The sequence below is a fragment of the Paenibacillus sp. FSL R5-0345 genome (assembly GCF_000758585.1).
GTDB lineage: Bacteria > Bacillota > Bacilli > Paenibacillales > Paenibacillaceae > Paenibacillus_AQ.
Window position 1 is genome coordinate 6,424,198 of record NZ_CP009281.1, and the last position, 18,040, is coordinate 6,442,237.

The window sequence follows — 18,040 nt, forward strand, 5'->3', positions numbered from 1 at the left end:
TATGAATACCTTTTCATAGATTATACCCTCTTATGAGCGGATAAGATAATCTCTCCATTCCTCGGGAAGCAAATGCATATAAGGACTCTGCAAAAAGCGATCATCTGCAAGCACAATAATGCCTGTGTCCGTCTCGCTGCGAATCAACCTGCCTCCGGCTTGCAATACCTTGCACATTCCTGGGTAGACATAGGCATAATCAAAGCCATTCTTACCTTTGCCATTAAAATACTGACGCAGGAGATTACGCTCAAGACCTAGCTGTGGCAGACCCACACCGACAACCATTACCCCGTTAAGTCGGTCTCCCGGCAGATCCACACCTTCTGAAAAAATCCCTCCTAGTACAGCAAATCCTAACAGTGTCTCGTCATTATCTGGACGAAATGAAACTAAAAAACTTTCTCTAGCCTGCTCACTCATGCCCGTGTCCTGTATCAAAGTCCGTATTTCAGGGTAATTCTCCGTAAAGGCTTGATATACATTTTGCAAATAAAGGTACGATGGAAAAAACACCAGATAATTGCCCTTCTTAGAAACCATTTGGTTCAACGCCCGAGTCAACGGAAGGAGGGACGCTTCCCGGTCATGATAACGTGTCGAGACGGGCAGCACAGTCACCTCCCACTGCTCCTTCTGAAAAGGAGATGAGACGGTTAAACTATAATCTTCCTCCACTGCACCAATCATATCCCGATAGTACGATAATGGAGAGAGCGTAGCAGAGAACAGAATCTGACTTCGAAAGCTCTTGGACATTTGCCGGAGCAAATGCGAAGGGTCCAAATTGAATAGCTTGAGATACACATCACCGCGCCGTACCTCAGCATAGGTTATGTAGCGTTCATCGTAAGTTTTAAAGGTACGAAGCATCCCTTGCACTGAAAAATACGTATCCAGGAGAACATTCTCACCTTCAGCTTCCCCATTCAGGGGAACAATGCTGGTGCTTGGATGTATAAGCTCCTGTTCCGCTTCCAAGGAGAACGTCTCAAGCAAAGCGGGTAACTCCTCCGGGAACGCAGCCCATTGTCCCTGCCCCTCATCATTACATATTTTACGAAGGGAGATGAAAAAGGCATTCACCGATTTAGCTGCAGCACTCAAATTTCCGTTAACACCCTTGTACTGACGCTGGAGCTCTAGAAAAGGCGCCTTCAGCAAAGAGGCGGAGAACATCTCCCTTCCTCGGTCTACCAGATTATGTGCTTCATCTACTAGAAGCACCGTTTCTCTCTTTCTTTCTTCCGTTAGCCGTTTCAGGCTGATCCGAGGATCATATATATAATTGTAATCACAGATCACCGCATCGCAGGCATAGGCAGCATCCAACGAGAACTCAAACGGGCACACTTTATGTTTGTGAGCATACATTGCTATGGTGTCTTTGCTCATCAATGTCTCATGCTCTAGCAAATCCATTACCGCATCGTTAATCCGATCATAATAGCCATCCGAATACGGACAGGAATCCTTACCGCAAATCCCTTCCTCTCGGAAACAGGCCTTCTCTTTAGCGGTAAGTGTGATGACATGCAGCTGAAGTCCCTGCTTCAGCAGCAGCGATATAGCTTCCTGCGCGGCAAAACGGGTAACCGTCTTAGCCGTTAAATAGAACAATCCTTTAGCTTGTCCTTCGCCCATTGCTTTTAGGACAGGGAATAAGGTCGACATAGTTTTTCCGATACCAGTGGGCGCCTGAGCGAACAGACTGACCTTTTCCACAATGGATTTGTACACCGCTCCGGCAAAATGCCGTTGACCCTTTCGATAGGAAGGAAACGGAAAACTCAACTCACGAAGGCTCTGCTCCTTTTTTGTATCATGACGAACCATCATCTCGGCATATGGAGCATATCTGGCCACAGTCTCATTAGCGAATGAGGTCAATTCTTCTAAAGACAACGTTCGGTACAAGCTTTTTTGCTCATCCGTTGCCCGGTGGACATAGGTAAGCTTTACCTGTATAGAAGAATGCTCCTGCTCCAGCGACACCATATATGCGTACATCAGTGCCTGTGCCCAATGTACCTCATGTCCTTCGTCCAGCATATCCAGCAGTCCGGAGGTTGATTTAATTTCTTCTACCGTAAGGCTCCCATCCTCCGAAATAAGCAAACCATCACAGCGCCCATCTACTATATAGAGTAAGCTACCATAAGGGATTTCTGTTCTCAGATAGACCTCCTTGCGGTCGCCTTCTTTATATTGCTTTTGAATCTTCTGATGAATTCGTGTACCTTCAACCATAGAGGCAGTGCCATGAAATCCAGACTCAATACTACCGCTGCGGAAGACATACTCAACGAGAGTTCTAACGGATAGAGTGATTGTATGATCCATCAATCCTCACCTCCCTTAATTAGCTATATATTCTTTTTATTCCCAATGTCTATTTTGGTCCTTTAATCGTTATATAACTCCATGTGATAGCATAAACATGATCTTTCACCCATGTCTATTCAAGTTTACGCGCTCCACAAAGCTTATACTTGTATTTTCGTTTTTTGACTTTCTCCAGCTAGCCCTGCATAATAAATTTTATTACTATGGAGTCGCTTTGTCTTGACGCTGTTTCGTCCTATTTGGGAAATGGCGTTTTATCATGTAGAAAGAGGGGGAAGCTGTGTCATCCTTTAATATTAAACGTTGGATCATTAAACCTTTTGTGTTTTTCACAATACTTTTTATTCTAAAAGCATTTTTGGCTTGGGGCGTCATTTTTGATGATGTATTGCCTTGGAAGTCATTATTGACAGAAATCCCTTTTGCCTGGGCGCTCTTCTGTATTATTGAGCGGTTCGCATCCAAACGAAAGCTTGGATATTACATGACAGTCAATTTATTAGTAACAGCTATCTTTTTCGCAGCTATCATGTATTTTAAATATTATGGGGTCATTGTAACTTACCATGCGGCGGAGCAAGTGAATCAAGTCACCGCCGTCAGCAACAGCGTATTCTCACTAATGGATCCTTACTACCTGCTGATTTTTACAGATATCATTGTCCTAGGAGGCTATTTCTTCTTTAATAAGAAAGGCCGGGTCTATAAGAAAGAAAATATCAACCGTCGTAACGGAAAAATAAAATATAGTGTTCTATTCGCAGTCTCACTTGGTATATGCTTGTTCAACATTTTGCCTAATAAGGCTAGTATGAACGAAATTAAGAAAGCTCAGGAGATGGGTATTCTTAATTATGAAGCCTATACGATTTTTGCGAAAGAAGAACCGGAGCTTGTGCAATCAAGTGATATTACACAGGATGCCATCAACCAAGTGAAGGGAATTGATACTGCGGCTAGTTCTCCACTTCATGGCATCGCTAAAGGCAAGAATCTAATTATCATTCAATTGGAATCCTTCCAGAACTTTTTGCTGGGCCTTAAGCTAGACGGGCAAGAGATCACACCGAACTTGAACAAGGTGATGAAGGATAGTCTCTACTTCCCTAATTTCTATCAAATGGTTGGTCAAGGGAATACGTCGGATGCGGAGTTCGTAGTGAACACTTCCGCCTACATCCCTCCACGTGGAGCGGCAACCATGTCTTATGTGGATAAGGTGCTTCCAAGTCTGCCGCGCTTGCTTAAAGACAATGGCTATCAGACCGCAACCTTCCACACCAATGTCGTAGAGTTCTGGAACCGTGGTGAGCTGTATGACTCGCTGGGCTTCGACCATTATTATGATCGTAAGTTTTTCGGTGAAGATGATGTTTTCTTCTTTGGGGCTTCTGATGATACGCTATATAGTAAAACAGCCGACAAGCTGAAAGACATGAATAGCGAGGGTCAACCTTTCTATGCTCAGATCATTTCGATGTCAGCGCATCATCCATTCACGATCCCTGAGGAAAAATACCGCATGAAGCTACCAGAGCGTTACGAAGGTACTTTTGTAGGTGATTATATCCGTTCCCAGAACTATGCAGATGATGCTTTTGGACATTTCGTAGAAAAGCTTAAAGCAAATGGCGTATGGGACAACAGCGTGATCATGATTTATGGTGATCATATGGGATTGCCAATTTATTCTCTCGATCATGATGATAAACAATTAATGACTGAAATCTATGGTCATGAATATACCTATGCGGATATGTTAAACATTCCGTTGCTCATTCATGCAGGAGACAACACAGCACCACAGACCTTAGAACAAGTCGGTGGCGAAGTGGATATCATGCCAACTGCTGCCGGTCTTCTTGGAATTTCATTAGAGAACAACCTGGTTTTCGGTCAAGATCTACTCAGTCAGACTTATAATTTGCTACCAGAGCGATATTATTTACCTTCTGGTTCTTTCATCTCCAACTCGGGTCTACTTATTCCGGGTAACAGCTTTGAAGATAACACCCAATATCCTATTTACAATGGAAAAGCACCGACTGCCACTGAGGATGAATACAATCGAGCATTGAGACTTCTACAACTTTCCCATAGCTACATTACGCAGCTGCCAGACAAACCAATTAAACCCTAAGCCATCATAAGATATGTATTACAAAAGAAGGCCACCTTCTCTCCGGAGAAGGTGGCCTTCTTTCTGTATCTATAGAGCCAGAGATTTACCGTTTCTGATCCTCGATCATACGGTAGTATTCCGCAAACTTTTGCAGCTCTTCCGGCTTCAGTATAGATAAATGCTCAGCAAGCAACTGTTTTGAACGGAAATGTCCTTCTTCAAGTATTTGCTGACCTTGCTCGGTGATGGTCACCACAACCGCTCTCCGGTCCGATCCATCCGTCTCACGCTTAATAAAACCCAGCGCTTCCAGGCGATCGAGCATCACAGTAATGGCACTGGATTTGACCTCCATAGACTCCGCCAGTTGTACCACCCGCGACTTTTTCTCTTTCGCTACTATATTTAACAGACCCATCTGAGGTACGGTAAGTCCAAGTTCTTTATGCAATGACATTTGAGACATTATCTTTCGCTGTACTCTCCACATGGATAATCCAAGACGCTCTATTAACGGATCTAATTGATGCGGCATCCTTAATTCAACTCCCAATCCGTTTTTAATAACTCAAGCGTACCACTAGAACTGGTTAGGATTCAATGCTTTTGTCTACTAAAGATTTCATAATCACGTTTATTTCCATAATTTATCCACCAATTTACAATATCCGACACAAAAATACTATATTCCATGTAAGGTTCTAGGCCTAACGATACGCTATAATCGTAGCAGTGAGAGCGATTGTCACCGAAAACATAATTTGTCAAGGTTGGTGCAAAGAATGAAATTGGCAACTAAATTAACTTGGATGATGTTCATCGTGTTACTTCTTGTTGGATCATCCATCGGGTTCTTCGGATACCGTACTGCGTACAAGCAAGTAGACGAAGCTGCAGGTATTGAATTGGTAGGATGCGCCAATATTACAACCGGGCTGATTGACCCATCAGACATTACCGCATTAATTGCAGGAGATCAAAGCAAACTGGAGGCTGTCGAGGACCGGATCGGTTGGATTGTGGCACATAAGGCTATTTTTAAAGAGGCGTTCATTTTATCGCTAGATGGAAAGATCCTCGCCGCAGATTCAAGCTTCAAAGCAAGAGGTTATAAAGCAGGCGACACTTTTTATTTCTCAGATGAAGAGAAGCAAATGATTACTAAGTCTAAGCATTCCGCATACTCCAAGGTTTATACATACGAAGGTACCTCACTCAAGACGGGCTACGGCCCCATCTATCAAGATCATGACCCCTCCAAGCCTATAGTCGCTCTAATGGCTATTAACTTCGATGGCCCGTTAATTCAAGAACGGACCCGAGACATCATTGTTCAGCCTTTTATTATCGGGACTTCCATTCTAGTTATTGCTATTGTGGCAGCATATCTCTTAATCCGCCGAATGGTAAGTCCACTAACGAAGCTATCCAGAGGTGTAAATCTTGTTGCACAGGGTGATCTTACTCATGATCCTATTTCATTCAACAGCAAGGATGAGATTGGTACACTAGCTCGAAATTTCAACGGCATGACGCAGAGCTTGCGCATGCTCATTACCGAAGTTAATGAAACCTCCATGCAGGTGGCGTCTTCATCCGAAGAGCTCTCTGCCAGTGCACAGGAAACTAACCGTGCTGGTGAGTACAGTGTCAACGTTTCGATTGAACTTGCCGATGGAGCTAATACACAATTGCAAAATTTGGAGGGTGGATATAAGTCTGTACAAGACTTGTCACACTTCATTACAGAGATTGCAGGAAATGCTGATAACGCAATGAATAACGCTACCAGTAACGCCGAAAAGGCTCGTACAGGTCGAGAAGCAATGGATTCTACTACACAACAGATGGGCATCGTCAGTGACAGCATCACTGATTTAGCTGTCATTATTGAAACCTTGGGCGGCTACTCCAAGGAAATTGAGAATATTGTGGGCACGATTGCGAGCATCGCAGAAGAAACCAACCTGCTGTCGCTGAATGCAGCCATTGAAGCTGCAAGAGCCGGAGAAGAGGGAAGAGGCTTTGCAGTAGTTGCACAATCCGTACGCAAGCTTGCCGAGCGATCCGCCCAATCAGCTGCTCAAATCGGACAACTCGTAAGCATCATCGTAAATCAGATGGACCAAGCAGGAGAAACCATGAAGCGCTCTACAGAAGAGATGGATCAAGGCCGGGAATTAATCGTAACTGCAGGTCAATCCTTCTCCGAGATTGAGATGTCTGTCTCTGGGATGGCTTCACAAAGTCAGCAGATTTCCGGAACAGTCCGCGAGCTAGCCTCCATCTCCGATGGTCTCGTTACTACTCTACAGAATATTGTAGACGTCGCTAATCAGACAGCAAGCGGTGCAGAAACCTTATCCGCATCCTCACAAGAGCAGCTCGCAGCAATGGAAGAAGTGGAATCGGCTGCTGGTTTCTTGTCTTCGTTAGCGGAGAAGCTGCAGATTCTTATCGAACGTTTCAAAGTATAATCTTTATTCATGTAAGTTCTTAACCTTAAAGGGGCTAGCGACCAAGCAGAGAAATTCTGCTTGGTCGCTAGCCCCTCTTCTATGTATTGAGATTACGACGCTGCCGTATTCGCTATAAACCACTCACCCAGCTCATGTACAGGCATCGGCCGGCCGTAATAATAACCCTGCATGACTCTACAACCCAGTGATTTCAGCAATTCAATCTGCTCTGGTGTCTCCACACCTTCTGCCACGACTTCCATATTCAGATGGGTCGCAATCGCAATAATATTGCTGATAATAGCTTTCTTGGAGTGCATCTTGCTGTTACGAATAAATACTTGATCAATCTTGAGTGTGTTGACTGGGATCTCATCCAAATTACCAAGGGAGGAGAAGCCTGTCCCAAAGTCATCCAATGATACTCTTACTCCAAGCATCCGAAGTCTGGACAACTGCGCAACCGTCTCTTTCATGTTATGCATCGCAATGGACTCTGTAATCTCCAGTTCGAGGAAGTGTGGTTCTAATTCTGAACATGTGAGTGCTTCCGATACAACATCGTATAGACTTCCATCCTCAAACATCCTTGCGGACATATTAATTGATACCGGTACGTTAGCTATCTCTTCCTTATGCCAGAACTTGTTCTGGCTGCACACATCATGCAGCATCCAATAGGTAATCGGAACGATTAGTCCGGTTTCCTCTGCAATAGGAATGAATTCAGCTGGTGAAATGATCCCATGCTCTGGGTGTCTCCAGCGCAGCAATGCTTCAAGACCTACAGTAACATTCATATAGGAATCCCATTTGGGCTGATACACCACCATAAACTCAGAACGAGCTAACGCTTTACGAAGATCTTTTTCTAGCGACATCCGTCGCAGCTGATGGCGATTAGCTTCCTGATCAAACACACTGAACTTGTTCTTACCCGAATCCTTAGAAGTATAAAGAGCCGTATCCGCAGCTTTCATTAGCGTTGAGCGATCAGTCCCATGCAAAGGTGTCATACTGATTCCAATGCTTGCAGTAACATAGAGCTCGTTGCCCTGAATACGATAGAATCTCTTAAGTTCATGCATAATACGTTCTGCCTCTAACTGCGCATTTTCCAACGTGCAATCTGGGAGAGCAATCAAGAATTCATCGCCGCCTAAACGGAAGACCTTCCCCTTATCTCTTACAGAACGAATTAATCTTACAGCAACCTCCTGCAGTAACATATCCCCTATATCATGTCCAAGCGTATCGTTAATCGATTTAAAGCGATCCAGATCCACAAAAAAAACAGCACCCGATCTACTTCCGAAAAATTCATTTTTAAAATAGTGTTCCAATCCATGTCGATTCGGCAGCTCTGTTAATGAATCTTGATAGTCCATTCTCCCCGCGCATGCCTTAAACTTATAAAACATCAATAATCCAAGATAAGCGGATACTACAACAAGAGCTACGGCTGCACCTTGAGTCCACACATCATAATAAACCTTTGCCCCGATCCTTAAAGAAAACAACCCGATGTAATGCATGGCCGAAATTCCGCTACCCAAAAGAATACCGCCTACTATTAAGCGCCATACTCCCAAACGTGTATCAGACGTTATATGGAATGCCAAATAACAGAACAACACACCAACCAATAGCGACAGTATAGATCTACCCGGATAGTAATTAACTTCAAAGGGTAAATAGCTCGCCATGATCCCAACATAATGTAGCACCCAAATACCACTACCAAGCACAAAAGCCCCCGAAAACAGCCATAAGCGTCGAACTTTGCCGTTAGAACCGGAAACTTGCGCAATCAGATTCAGTGCGGAATAAGCAGCTGTCGCCACTAACGCCAATGATAGTAAAACAACCCAAACATTAAAGTGGATTCCCATTTTATCCATTAGTTAACCTCTTCACCGGTTTTGAATCCCGTAATCGCCCAGCGTATTTCTCAAGTAAACAATCCGTACACGAATATCAAATATGGAAGAGTGCGTAAAGATTATAGGTGATCCCCAAAAAAGAAACTTTAGATGTATTCTACTCTGTATTCAGAAGATTGTCTAAGTAAATACTGGAATTTATACCCTTTTTTATTACGCAAAAAATGTCCATATTTGACACAACCACTCAGGCCGGAAAATTTGAACTATGACTTGTTGGCGATACGTTTTTTGGAAAGGTAATTCGCCATATCCATAGATTCAAAACTACCAGAACAAACAAGTAAATATAAACTCCACCCGTAAACAAAGTGAAAACATAATGTATACCTGCCATCCCCATCAACAAGAATAACAACCCAAAGGAGTTTGCGGTGTAATCCTTCTGTTTAGCTGCCTCATAACGCTCTGAGAAAGGTAATACTGGGGGATAAGAACGGAAGCAAATGACCGCATAGATCAGCATCGCGAATAGCACTACTACTAAATCCGGCACAATCCGCGACCCAAACAACCAAAGATATACTATCGCTTCTATAGCGAATAAAGGGACTAGTAAGCGAACAATCGCTGCCTTAAGCATTCCACGATATATAGGTGCGGTGTTCGGTAGAGGAATCAGCTTATAAATCCAAGAACCTTTATAATTCGCAGAGTACCTTAGCATTAGGACAACCGTCTGAAGTAACGTCGCACCGAAGTAGATCATCAGATATGTGTTTGAATCCTTAATAGTGGATGCATTACCATCCCAAAAGATCCCAAATATAAAAATGAACGGGAAGACGATTGAATAGCCGATTGCCGGATAGACCTTTAACTTGAAGTCACGTTCATTCCTCATCATTGACCAGCTAAAACGAAAGAACATGCCCTCTACCGGGTTGTTACAAGTTATTTTTGACAACCAGTCCACCATTCGGTCGTTACTTTTACCAACGTTGCCTTGCTCTGAAAGCTTCTGTAAGCTCTTTTCGAATAAAGGCATCAGCTTAATATAAGCCGCAATCAGCAGAACCGGAATTACTAAAGCTAACGCCGAAAGCACCACGAAGTGTGTGTCTCTCGCTCCGCCAATCAACATCTCAAATGGAGCTGCAAACCAAACCGGAGAAATCAAATACTGCCACCATGCCGGTTTAAAAGAGAGGCTCAGTTCAGCAATATCGAACAGTCTAACAACGAGCTGATACCCTACTGTAATCCCTATAGTCAAAATGATCTGTACATAATTAATAATATCCTTGAGTTTCTCCCCGTCAAAAAACTTCATGATCAGTAAATACAGCAGCGCCGTAATGACGAGAATAAAGCAGTCCATCAGAATGATCTCAACAGCATATATTAGAAAAAATAGTACTCCCTGTTTGAACAGGCACAAAATCAGCGAAGGTCCGGTCAAGGTCAGCGTCACTGAAAATAAATAAATGAGAATGTGGATGCTCTTCGCCATGTTCAAGGTACGGCGGTTCACTGGCTTGGAGGCCAGTATGTTTTTATCCCGAAGATCAAGCATTACGGAAGAGAAATCAGAGATCAGTGTGGTCGTAATCATAAACATCACTACACCAAACACTAGACTCATCTGCAGCATATAGTTGCCCGTTAACATCATAAGAGGAATTAACATGACGCCAAAAAGTAAATAAATCCATTGCACACGCAGCGGGGAGCCCTCTTTCTTCTCCTCCTTTTTCTGCATTCCACCAAGCACTGTTGGTGTTCTTCTACCGTCCATCGTTAATTTGACCTGTAGAATACTTCGCATCACGTCATAATCAACACCGATTCGGCTAAACCCACCCCGCAGCTTATCCAGAAGCTTCAGCACATAGAAATCAGTCATGAGAGGATACCTCTTGCATAACCGCAACAAATTCCCCAGCAATATCACGGTATTTATCAAATCCAGTTAATTGATTAAAAATATCCTCAAGCGACCCTTCGCGGCCCTTCTCTCTTAGCTCAGCAAAGCTCCCATCCGCCACGATATCTCCACCATCGATCAAAACAATCCGGCTACTGATCTTCTCAACTACATCCATGATGTGTGAAGAATAGAAAATGGTCTTGCCCCGTGCCGCCAAAGATGCAAAAATCTCCTTTACTACCATTACACTGTTAGCATCCAGACCGCTCAGCGGTTCATCTAGGAATAAAATATCGGGATCATGAAGCATGCTGGAGATCAGCAGTACCTTTTGTTTCATCCCTTTGGAGAAGGTTGCGATCCGCGAATCATAAGCTTTCTCAAGACCTAGCAAGGCCATTAATTTTCCAGCTTTATAGTCGACATCACTGCGCTTCAATCCATACAACTCGCCTACAAAGGTTAAATACTCTCTAGCGGTGAGGCTATCATATAATTCAGCGACCTCCGGCACATAACCTATTCTTTTCTTATAAGAGACATCTCCATCAGCAATATCCCTGCCGAAAATCTCTACTTTGCCGTTATAACCTTCTACCAGACCGAGCATAATCTTAACAGTTGTACTCTTTCCTGCACCGTTAGGGCCGATATAGCCAATGATTTGTCCTCTGTATACCTTAAGGTCAATGCCCTTTAGCACCATTCGATCAGTGTAGTTCATCCATAAACCAGAAATCGCAATGACTGGATCATCAGCAAGGCCCATATCCTAATCCCCTCTCTAGCGACTAATTGACGATGTTAAAAATTACTATTTCATAAAATTACAATAATTGTATCATTCAACTGAATCCCACTCCATAATTTAACTCACTAATCTTATATCTATGAATGCTAATGCCCTTTTCAGCACAAAAGGGAGAACCCTTGGTTCCCCCTTAAAGTGTAGAGATCATCCCCCGCGAATTATTCCGCTTGATCCACTTGATCATATGAAGCTCTAGCCTGTTGAACCAATTCGTAATTTTTACTCGTCCACTGATTTAACGCTCTCATAGGTTCAAGTAATGATTCCCCTAAAGGAGTTAGAGAATACTCTACAATGGGCGGGACGGATGGTGTGATCTCGCGCTGGACGAGCCCATCTCGTTCCAGTTGCCGCAATGTTTGAGTTAGCATTTTTTTAGAGATGCCCTCAATTCTTCTTCTGATATCACTGTAACGAATGATTCCATCTTCCATGGCATAGATGACCAAAGCTGTCCATTTATTAGAGATGATGTCAAGGACCTTACTGTACCCACAAATCGATAACGAGATATCAGGCTCTACGGCATTCGTCGAAAATGGATGGTTCATATGAAGTCCTCCTATGCACTTTTTGGTTCCCTGGACACTATAAAGTGCCTTCTTACTTAAGTGTAGTTTATGGATTATTGTATGTCTATGCACTTCAAAAAGGAGAGATTGCTCATGAAAGTATACGAAATTCAAAGTGAATTTGGCCTAGATCACCTGAAAACAGCCGAACGTCCAATTCCTAATCCTGGTCCTGGTGAAGTTCGTATAAAAATGCGGGCAGTTTCCCTTAACGCTAGGGATTTAGGTGTGATTGATGGCTTTTATAACCCGATTTTGAGCTCACCATTAATCCCGGTATCGGACGGTGTGGGTGAAGTTGTCGCCTTAGGTGAGCATACGTCCCGATTCAAGATTGGTGATCGGGTGAGCGGTATTTTTACTCAAAGCTGGATTACGGGAGAACCTTCACAAGAAAATTGGGTGAGCTCGCTAGGAAGTCCGCTTGATGGGCTACTAGCAGAATATGTTGTACTTCCCGAGAAGGGGTTGGTTCGTGTGCCAGATCTTTTGACAGATGAAGAAGCGGCAACACTTCCTTGTGCAGGTGTTACAGCATGGCATGCTATTGTTGAAGAAGGAAAGGTGAAAGCCGGAGAGACTGTAGTGATCCAAGGAACAGGCGGAGTTTCGTTATTCGCACTTCAATTTGCCAAGCTTCACGGTGCACAGGTGATCATCACATCTAGCAGCGATGAGAAGCTTAAGCGGGCCAAGGGATTGGGAGCAGATTTTGGTGTCAATTATTTAACAACCCCTGAATGGGATAAGGCTGTTCTTGAGCTGACAGGGGGACGCGGAGCAGACCATATTGTTGATCTCGGTGGATCTTCCACATTAAATAAATCAATCGGGGCGCTGCGGGTGGGTGGAAGGATCAGTCTGATAGGCGGTCTGTCGGGGTTCGAGGTGGAAGGCTTTGAACTTATCCCTGCAATTCTGAGAAAAGCGCGCCTTCAAGCCATCAATGTTGGAAGCCGTGACATGTTTGAGACGATGAATCGTGCGATCGAACAAAATGGACTTCGCCCGATCATTGATGCTGTATTTCCATTTGAACATTCTATTGAAGCATTGCAATACTTAGCAAAGGGTTCAACCTTCGGAAAAATTTGCATTAAATTTTAAGATTAGAAACCCCCTGCTTTTTTGCAGGGGGTTCCAATGTAATATACAGCTGCTGCTTAATTATCTCGACAGCAGATTATAAATGACCTGTGCCGCTTGCGCTCTTGTAGTGACTTCTTTAGGACTCAGCTTACTATTTGCTCCTGTCACTACACCTCTTTCTACCAGCGCCTGAAGGGCTTCCTGTGCATAGCCAGCAATCTCCCCTGCATCACTAAAATCAGAAAGAGCTGCAGCCTTCTTCTCGGATGGCAGTTCACCTAGCGCTACGAGCGAGCGGTACAAGAGTGTAAATAGCTCCTGTCTAGTGATCTGAATCTCTGGCTGGAATTGATTATCCCCCGAACCTGTGGCTACCCCAAGGCGCTTAGCAGTCGCGAGATAGTTCGTGTAATACGTATTGCCCGCATCCGCAAAATTATCAGTTGCGGTAGCGTCCGGTGTGATGCCGTAAGCATTCAAGAGTAAGACAATAAATTGCCCTCTAGTTATTTCAGCATTCGGACTGTAATGCTCTGCATCTGTACCGGATGTGATACTGCGTGCTGCAAGATAACCTACTGCACTGCTATACCATGAGGTGTCCGAAACATCCGCAAAGCTCACCTTGTTATATCCGATAATATATTGGGAGAAATGTGTGGTAACAAAATTTACAGTTCCCTTGGCAGCGTTATAATTCCCGCGTACATTCTCCAAGCTTCCAGTGGTATTAATATGGTATACGATGACCGCATCTTTCTGTTCTCCTGCTTGCAGCGTATAGGGCACACTGATGTGGACACTGCCCCCGCCAAAGGTAGAGATGGTGCTTTGGCCTGCTTTTACCGATAAATCATAAACCGGTCTGTCGCCGAGAACAGCCTTACCTTCTGCCGTTAACGAAACCTTAGCGATCGTTATGACAATATCCCCCGCATCCGAGGCTGCGCTGATACTTGCCAAAGATTTGGCATCGAGTGTAATCGTACCTACATTCTCATATTGAATGGTAATCTCGGCCTTCGTACCAGAGACTAACTCATTAATTATGCTTCTCGATAGGGTAAGCTCGGCTGTTTTGGTATCAGAAGTAGCTGCTACTTTAATTTCCAATACAGCTTTCTTCCCATCCGCTTCTGCCTTTTTAGCAAGGTTCACTAGCTCGATAGCCGCTTCTTTCGTGATTGTAGCTGTGGTTACTCCTGTGGCTTTATCCGTTTTGGTTGCCGCTGTTGATGATAAATTCACAGTATTACCGGTTGTTGTTGCAGCAACCAGTTGAGGGCTTGCTGTTGGTGTTGGTGTAGCTGTGCTCGGTGCAGAATTGCTGCCGCCAGGCCCACTTGTTCCTGGGTCTGAAATAGATACATAAGCAGGGACAACGATAGCGGTCACTGGACTTGCCTTATACCCTTCTTTCGCTGCGTATCGAACTTGATACGTACCTGGTATTAGACCTGTAATCTCTTTATCTGGTGCATACACATAATTAGTCACACTGGACAGCTTATATTCTAAGGCTGTTGTGGTTCCTGTAATTTTCCCATCATTGTTCGCTGTAGAGGTAGGTGCTACCCCCTGCAAACCGGATGGCGCTGCTTGCTCTGCAGTGAATACTGGAACAATCACTTCTGCTGCTCTGCCCGCATTAAATCCCTCTTTGGCTGCATATCTTACTTGATATATCCCCGGTACCAATCCAACGATCTCTACTTCTGTTGCATAGACATAATCGGTTACCGTTGATAGCTTATATTCCAAAGCTTTCGTAGTCCCGGTGATTTTACCGTCATTATTGGCTGCGGTAGTCGGCGCTACGCCCACTAGCCCTGTAGGAGCTGCTTGCTCGCCATAGGCCGGAACTTCAACAGTAGCATCTTTACCTACGCTGTATCCTTCTTTTGCCGCAAATCTCACCTTATAAAAGCCCGGAGTAAGACCTGTGATGGCTACGCCTGTAACAGGCTTATAATCAGCTTCTCCAGCACCCTTATACTCCTGCCCCTCAACTGAGCCCGTAATATGCCCATCATCGTTAGCTTCAGAAGTAGGAGCTACCCCTAATAGACCTGTTGGAGCTGCTTGTTGATGGATATAAGGAGGCACCTCCACACTTACGTCTTCTCCAGCATTATAAGGAATGATCGTTGGTCCCGCTGCGTTCGTTGGACCTTGATATCCTGATGTAGCCGCATATCTTACTGTATAAACACCAGGCGCAAGCCCTGTAATCGCTGAACCTGATACTTGCGTATATGCCGTATCTCCAGCCAGCTTATATTCCAAAGCCGAACTTGTGCCCAAGATTTGCCCATCCTTACTGTCTGCTGCGGTTGGTGCTACACCTGTAAGTCCAGCAGGCACAGCTTCAAGTTTTGAGAATAGCTTATCCAGCGCTGTTGTAGTGTTAGTGTATCTGGCTCCAATTGGGTAATTAGCCTGCACGTAATCCGGTTGGATGTTCGTCCAGCTGTACATAAGCTCAATATGCCCTAGAATAGGTGCATTAGTACCACTTGCATCTTTGTTGTCCTTGTTATACGTGAACAGATATGGAACCTGAAGTCTATCTCCTATCACAGTGTTTCCAAGCTCATTCACATAACTAATCACAGATGGTTTAGCTGCTGTGTTGTTCTCGGTCTTAATATTGGTCAGATAAGTACGGACCAAATCAACATAAAATTTTGCATATGGATGATTGGTTGTTCTAATCTGAAGCTCATTATTATTGTGCGGATTGGCATTGCCCTTGGTGCCGCTGTTGTTGCTTGGTTCAGCAACCGTCACCCCAGAGTCAAGCTTCGTATCGAAGAAGTAGACCTTATCGATATTATGCTTCTTGGCATACTCGTTAATATATTTGATAACCGCTTGTGTGTTGGGGCACCATGAGCCGCCTAACAAAATCGCATAGTTGCCATCACTCGCCAAAATTTGCTTCAGCTGATGATAGGTCACATGTTCATACACGAGCGTACCGTCCGATTCGTTGAAGATCGTAGGTTTGCCCTCATTTTCGCCCTCATAGTTCTTGTTAAATGCGGCCTTGATATAAGCAGATTCATCGATCGTGCTATACCCAGAAGCGGCACTAAGCACCTCTCTTACTGATGCTTTATAAGCATTAACTTTCGTAGCATCTAGCGTTCCGTTCGTTAGGAACTCATTCCACGAATAGCTCTTATCCAGATAGGATACAACAGGAGCACTATTTCCCTGTGCATCTTTGTGATCCTTGTTGTACACCAAGAGAAATGGAGATTCGATCTTATTAGCAGTTACGACATCCCCGTTTTTATTGGTATAGCTAACATTGCGTTCTGGAACGTCCTTCGAGGACAGATTCAAATTCTTTAAATATTTGTTTACCAGGTCAACGTATTTGTAAGCAAATTTATTATTGCTGTCTGCAATCTGGAGCGTGTCACCGTCCAGCTTAGTATCAAAGTTATAAATCGTAGAGATGCCATATTCTTTAGCTACTTCATTGATAAAGCCGATATCGGCCTGTGTATTCTCGCTCCAAGCGCCGCCAACCAGAACAGCGTAAGTGCCTTCACTCTCAAAAAGATGAACGATATCCTCATAGGTTGCCGTTTTAAATACATGGCTAGCATCATTCAAACGGTCATAAACATGACTGAAATAATCAAAGTGGCTTACACCGCTATTTGAGGCTAAAGAGGTTAGTGCCTCTGCGTTATCCGTTTCGGCATTAGCTCTGCCCGCTTGAAAAGGCAGGATAAGCAGGGAAGCTGCTAGAAGCAGCGTTACAATTTTTTTGAATCGCAATGGTTTTATCATTTATGTGCACCTCGCCTTATATCGATTTATGTGATGAATTTGCTGAAAGGAATCCTGAATGAGCACGCGACCCATCAAGGACAAACCTCTTCCTCAGCGGCAGGTGCGGGTGCTTGAGCCGGTTCCGCTGGCGCTGGCGCACTGACGGTGGATGATGGTGCATTAGTAGAAGTCTTTGGCTGAGCTACCTCAGCCACTGGAGCGGCCGTCGCTTTAACCACCTCAGTTGTAGAGAAGGTAATGGATTTCGATTTCGAAGGTGCTTCCGTTGCCGTTACCGCAGGAGCCGAAGTTGCCTTTGGCTGAGCAGATACAACAGGAGCAGACGTTGGTTGAGCCGCTTTGGCGGTTACGATTGCTTTGGGAGCCGTCGTAGGCGCAGCGGTTGGAGCCGGTGTTGCTGTCTGGGTTTGTGTTTTGACAGTAGCAGCAACCGTGGTTGTAGTTGTTGCAGCCTTAGCGGTGTCCGCCGCTGGAGCTGCGGTCGCCTTAGGTGCAGCTTCACCCACTACAGGAGCAGCTGAGGCAACGGTCTTAGTCTTTGAATCTACTGTGGCATCTGGAGCAGCAGTCGCTTCTGCCGAGACAGTCTCCACTGCTGGAGCTGAAGATTCCGGCTGAACCGTTTCTACAACTGGTGCCGATGTGGCTTCTGCTTGAACAACGACTGCGGCCGCTGCAGTAGCTACAGGTGCAGCCGCTGCAGAAACGGATACTGCTGTATTACTGCTTGCTTCAATAGATGCTGCCTCTGCTGTCTTTTTATTAGCGGATACTGCGGCATACGTCAGTGCGGAGAAGACGACAGTAGCAGCAACCAAAGATATCGTAAGCTTTTTCATATGTGTATCATCCTTTTCAATTAAAATAAGACCCAACACGGCACGTATTACGTACCTGTTGAATCTCTGGCTGTCCAGTAGATCCATGCTTCTTAACTACCATTGTTGTACCTTAACCCCTTATTTCTCCTTTCTCTAAAATAAAAAAGAGACTCAACGAGACGCCTAACTAAGCGTCT

At 44.4% G+C, this 18,040-nt stretch carries 11 protein-coding genes; 3 read left to right on the top strand and 8 right to left on the bottom strand.

What is annotated here, in order from left to right:
- Positions 1–30: 30 nt before the first annotated feature.
- Positions 31–2,343, bottom strand: coding sequence for a helicase C-terminal domain-containing protein (locus tag R50345_RS28385; RefSeq protein ID WP_042131439.1), 2,313 nt, complete (start codon positions 2,341–2,343; stop codon positions 31–33).
- Between the two features lie 283 nt (positions 2,344–2,626).
- On the opposite strand from R50345_RS28385, the gene R50345_RS28390 reads away from it, so the two are divergent.
- Positions 2,627–4,486, top strand: a complete 1,860-nt coding sequence (locus tag R50345_RS28390; RefSeq protein ID WP_042131440.1) for an LTA synthase family protein — start codon at positions 2,627–2,629, stop codon at positions 4,484–4,486.
- A gap of 85 nt (positions 4,487–4,571) precedes the next feature.
- Here R50345_RS28390 and R50345_RS28395 read toward each other — a convergent pair whose 3' ends face one another.
- Positions 4,572–5,003, bottom strand: coding sequence for a MarR family winged helix-turn-helix transcriptional regulator (locus tag R50345_RS28395; protein WP_081389929.1), 432 nt, complete (start codon positions 5,001–5,003; stop codon positions 4,572–4,574).
- A gap of 247 nt (positions 5,004–5,250) precedes the next feature.
- On the opposite strand from R50345_RS28395, the gene R50345_RS28400 reads away from it, so the two are divergent.
- Positions 5,251–6,945: a methyl-accepting chemotaxis protein gene (locus tag R50345_RS28400; protein WP_042131441.1), complete on the top strand. Its 1,695-nt coding sequence runs from the start codon at positions 5,251–5,253 to the stop codon at positions 6,943–6,945.
- Between the two features lie 92 nt (positions 6,946–7,037).
- Here the strand turns inward: R50345_RS28400 and R50345_RS28405 are convergent, their stop codons facing one another.
- The 4 genes from R50345_RS28405 to R50345_RS28420 all read right to left on the bottom strand — a co-directional run bounded on the left by R50345_RS28405 (position 7,038) and on the right by R50345_RS28420 (position 12,102).
- Positions 7,038–8,828 (bottom strand): putative bifunctional diguanylate cyclase/phosphodiesterase, encoded by a 1,791-nt coding sequence (locus R50345_RS28405; RefSeq protein WP_042131442.1) that lies wholly within the window; start codon positions 8,826–8,828, stop codon positions 7,038–7,040.
- Between the two features lie 229 nt (positions 8,829–9,057).
- Positions 9,058–10,716: a hypothetical protein gene (locus R50345_RS28410; protein ID WP_042131443.1), complete on the bottom strand. Its 1,659-nt coding sequence runs from the start codon at positions 10,714–10,716 to the stop codon at positions 9,058–9,060.
- Positions 10,709–11,509: an ABC transporter ATP-binding protein gene (locus tag R50345_RS28415; RefSeq protein WP_042131444.1), complete on the bottom strand. Its 801-nt coding sequence runs from the start codon at positions 11,507–11,509 to the stop codon at positions 10,709–10,711. The genes R50345_RS28410 and R50345_RS28415 overlap by 8 nt, the downstream gene beginning before the upstream one ends.
- Positions 11,510–11,709: 200 nt before the next feature.
- Entirely contained in the window at positions 11,710–12,102 is a 393-nt protein-coding gene (locus R50345_RS28420) for a winged helix-turn-helix transcriptional regulator (protein WP_042131445.1), read from the bottom strand.
- A 114-nt stretch (positions 12,103–12,216) separates the two neighbouring features.
- Between R50345_RS28420 and R50345_RS28425 the strand changes: the two genes are divergently transcribed.
- Positions 12,217–13,230, top strand: coding sequence for a zinc-dependent alcohol dehydrogenase family protein (locus R50345_RS28425; protein ID WP_042131446.1), 1,014 nt, complete (start codon positions 12,217–12,219; stop codon positions 13,228–13,230).
- Positions 13,231–13,290: 60 nt separating this feature from the next.
- Here the strand turns inward: R50345_RS28425 and R50345_RS28430 are convergent, their stop codons facing one another.
- On the bottom strand, positions 13,291–17,019 hold the full coding sequence (locus R50345_RS28430; RefSeq protein WP_042131447.1) for an S-layer homology domain-containing protein: 3,729 nt from the start codon (positions 17,017–17,019) through the stop codon (positions 13,291–13,293).
- 74 nt (positions 17,020–17,093) lie between these two features.
- Positions 17,094–17,861 (bottom strand): hypothetical protein, encoded by a 768-nt coding sequence (locus R50345_RS28435; RefSeq protein WP_042131448.1) that lies wholly within the window; start codon positions 17,859–17,861, stop codon positions 17,094–17,096.
- Between the last annotated feature and the right edge of the window lie 179 nt (positions 17,862–18,040).

Bases quoted from the DNA above. Each gene is read 5' to 3' on its own strand.
- R50345_RS28385 (WP_042131439.1), bottom strand. From the start codon at position 2,343: ATGGATCATACAATCACTCTATCCGTTAGAACTCTCGTTGAGTATGTC.
- R50345_RS28395 (WP_081389929.1), bottom strand. From the start codon at position 5,003: ATGCCGCATCAATTAGATCCGTTAATAGAGCGTCTTGGATTATCCATG.
- R50345_RS28400 (WP_042131441.1), top strand. From the start codon at position 5,251: ATGAAATTGGCAACTAAATTAACTTGGATGATGTTCATCGTGTTACTT.
- R50345_RS28405 (WP_042131442.1), bottom strand. From the start codon at position 8,828: ATGGATAAAATGGGAATCCACTTTAATGTTTGGGTTGTTTTACTATCA.
- R50345_RS28410 (WP_042131443.1), bottom strand. From the start codon at position 10,716: ATGACTGATTTCTATGTGCTGAAGCTTCTGGATAAGCTGCGGGGTGGG.
- R50345_RS28415 (WP_042131444.1), bottom strand. From the start codon at position 11,509: ATGGGCCTTGCTGATGATCCAGTCATTGCGATTTCTGGTTTATGGATG.
- R50345_RS28420 (WP_042131445.1), bottom strand. From the start codon at position 12,102: ATGAACCATCCATTTTCGACGAATGCCGTAGAGCCTGATATCTCGTTA.
- R50345_RS28425 (WP_042131446.1), top strand. From the start codon at position 12,217: ATGAAAGTATACGAAATTCAAAGTGAATTTGGCCTAGATCACCTGAAA.
- R50345_RS28430 (WP_042131447.1), bottom strand. From the start codon at position 17,019: ATGATAAAACCATTGCGATTCAAAAAAATTGTAACGCTGCTTCTAGCA.
- R50345_RS28435 (WP_042131448.1), bottom strand. From the start codon at position 17,861: ATGAAAAAGCTTACGATATCTTTGGTTGCTGCTACTGTCGTCTTCTCC.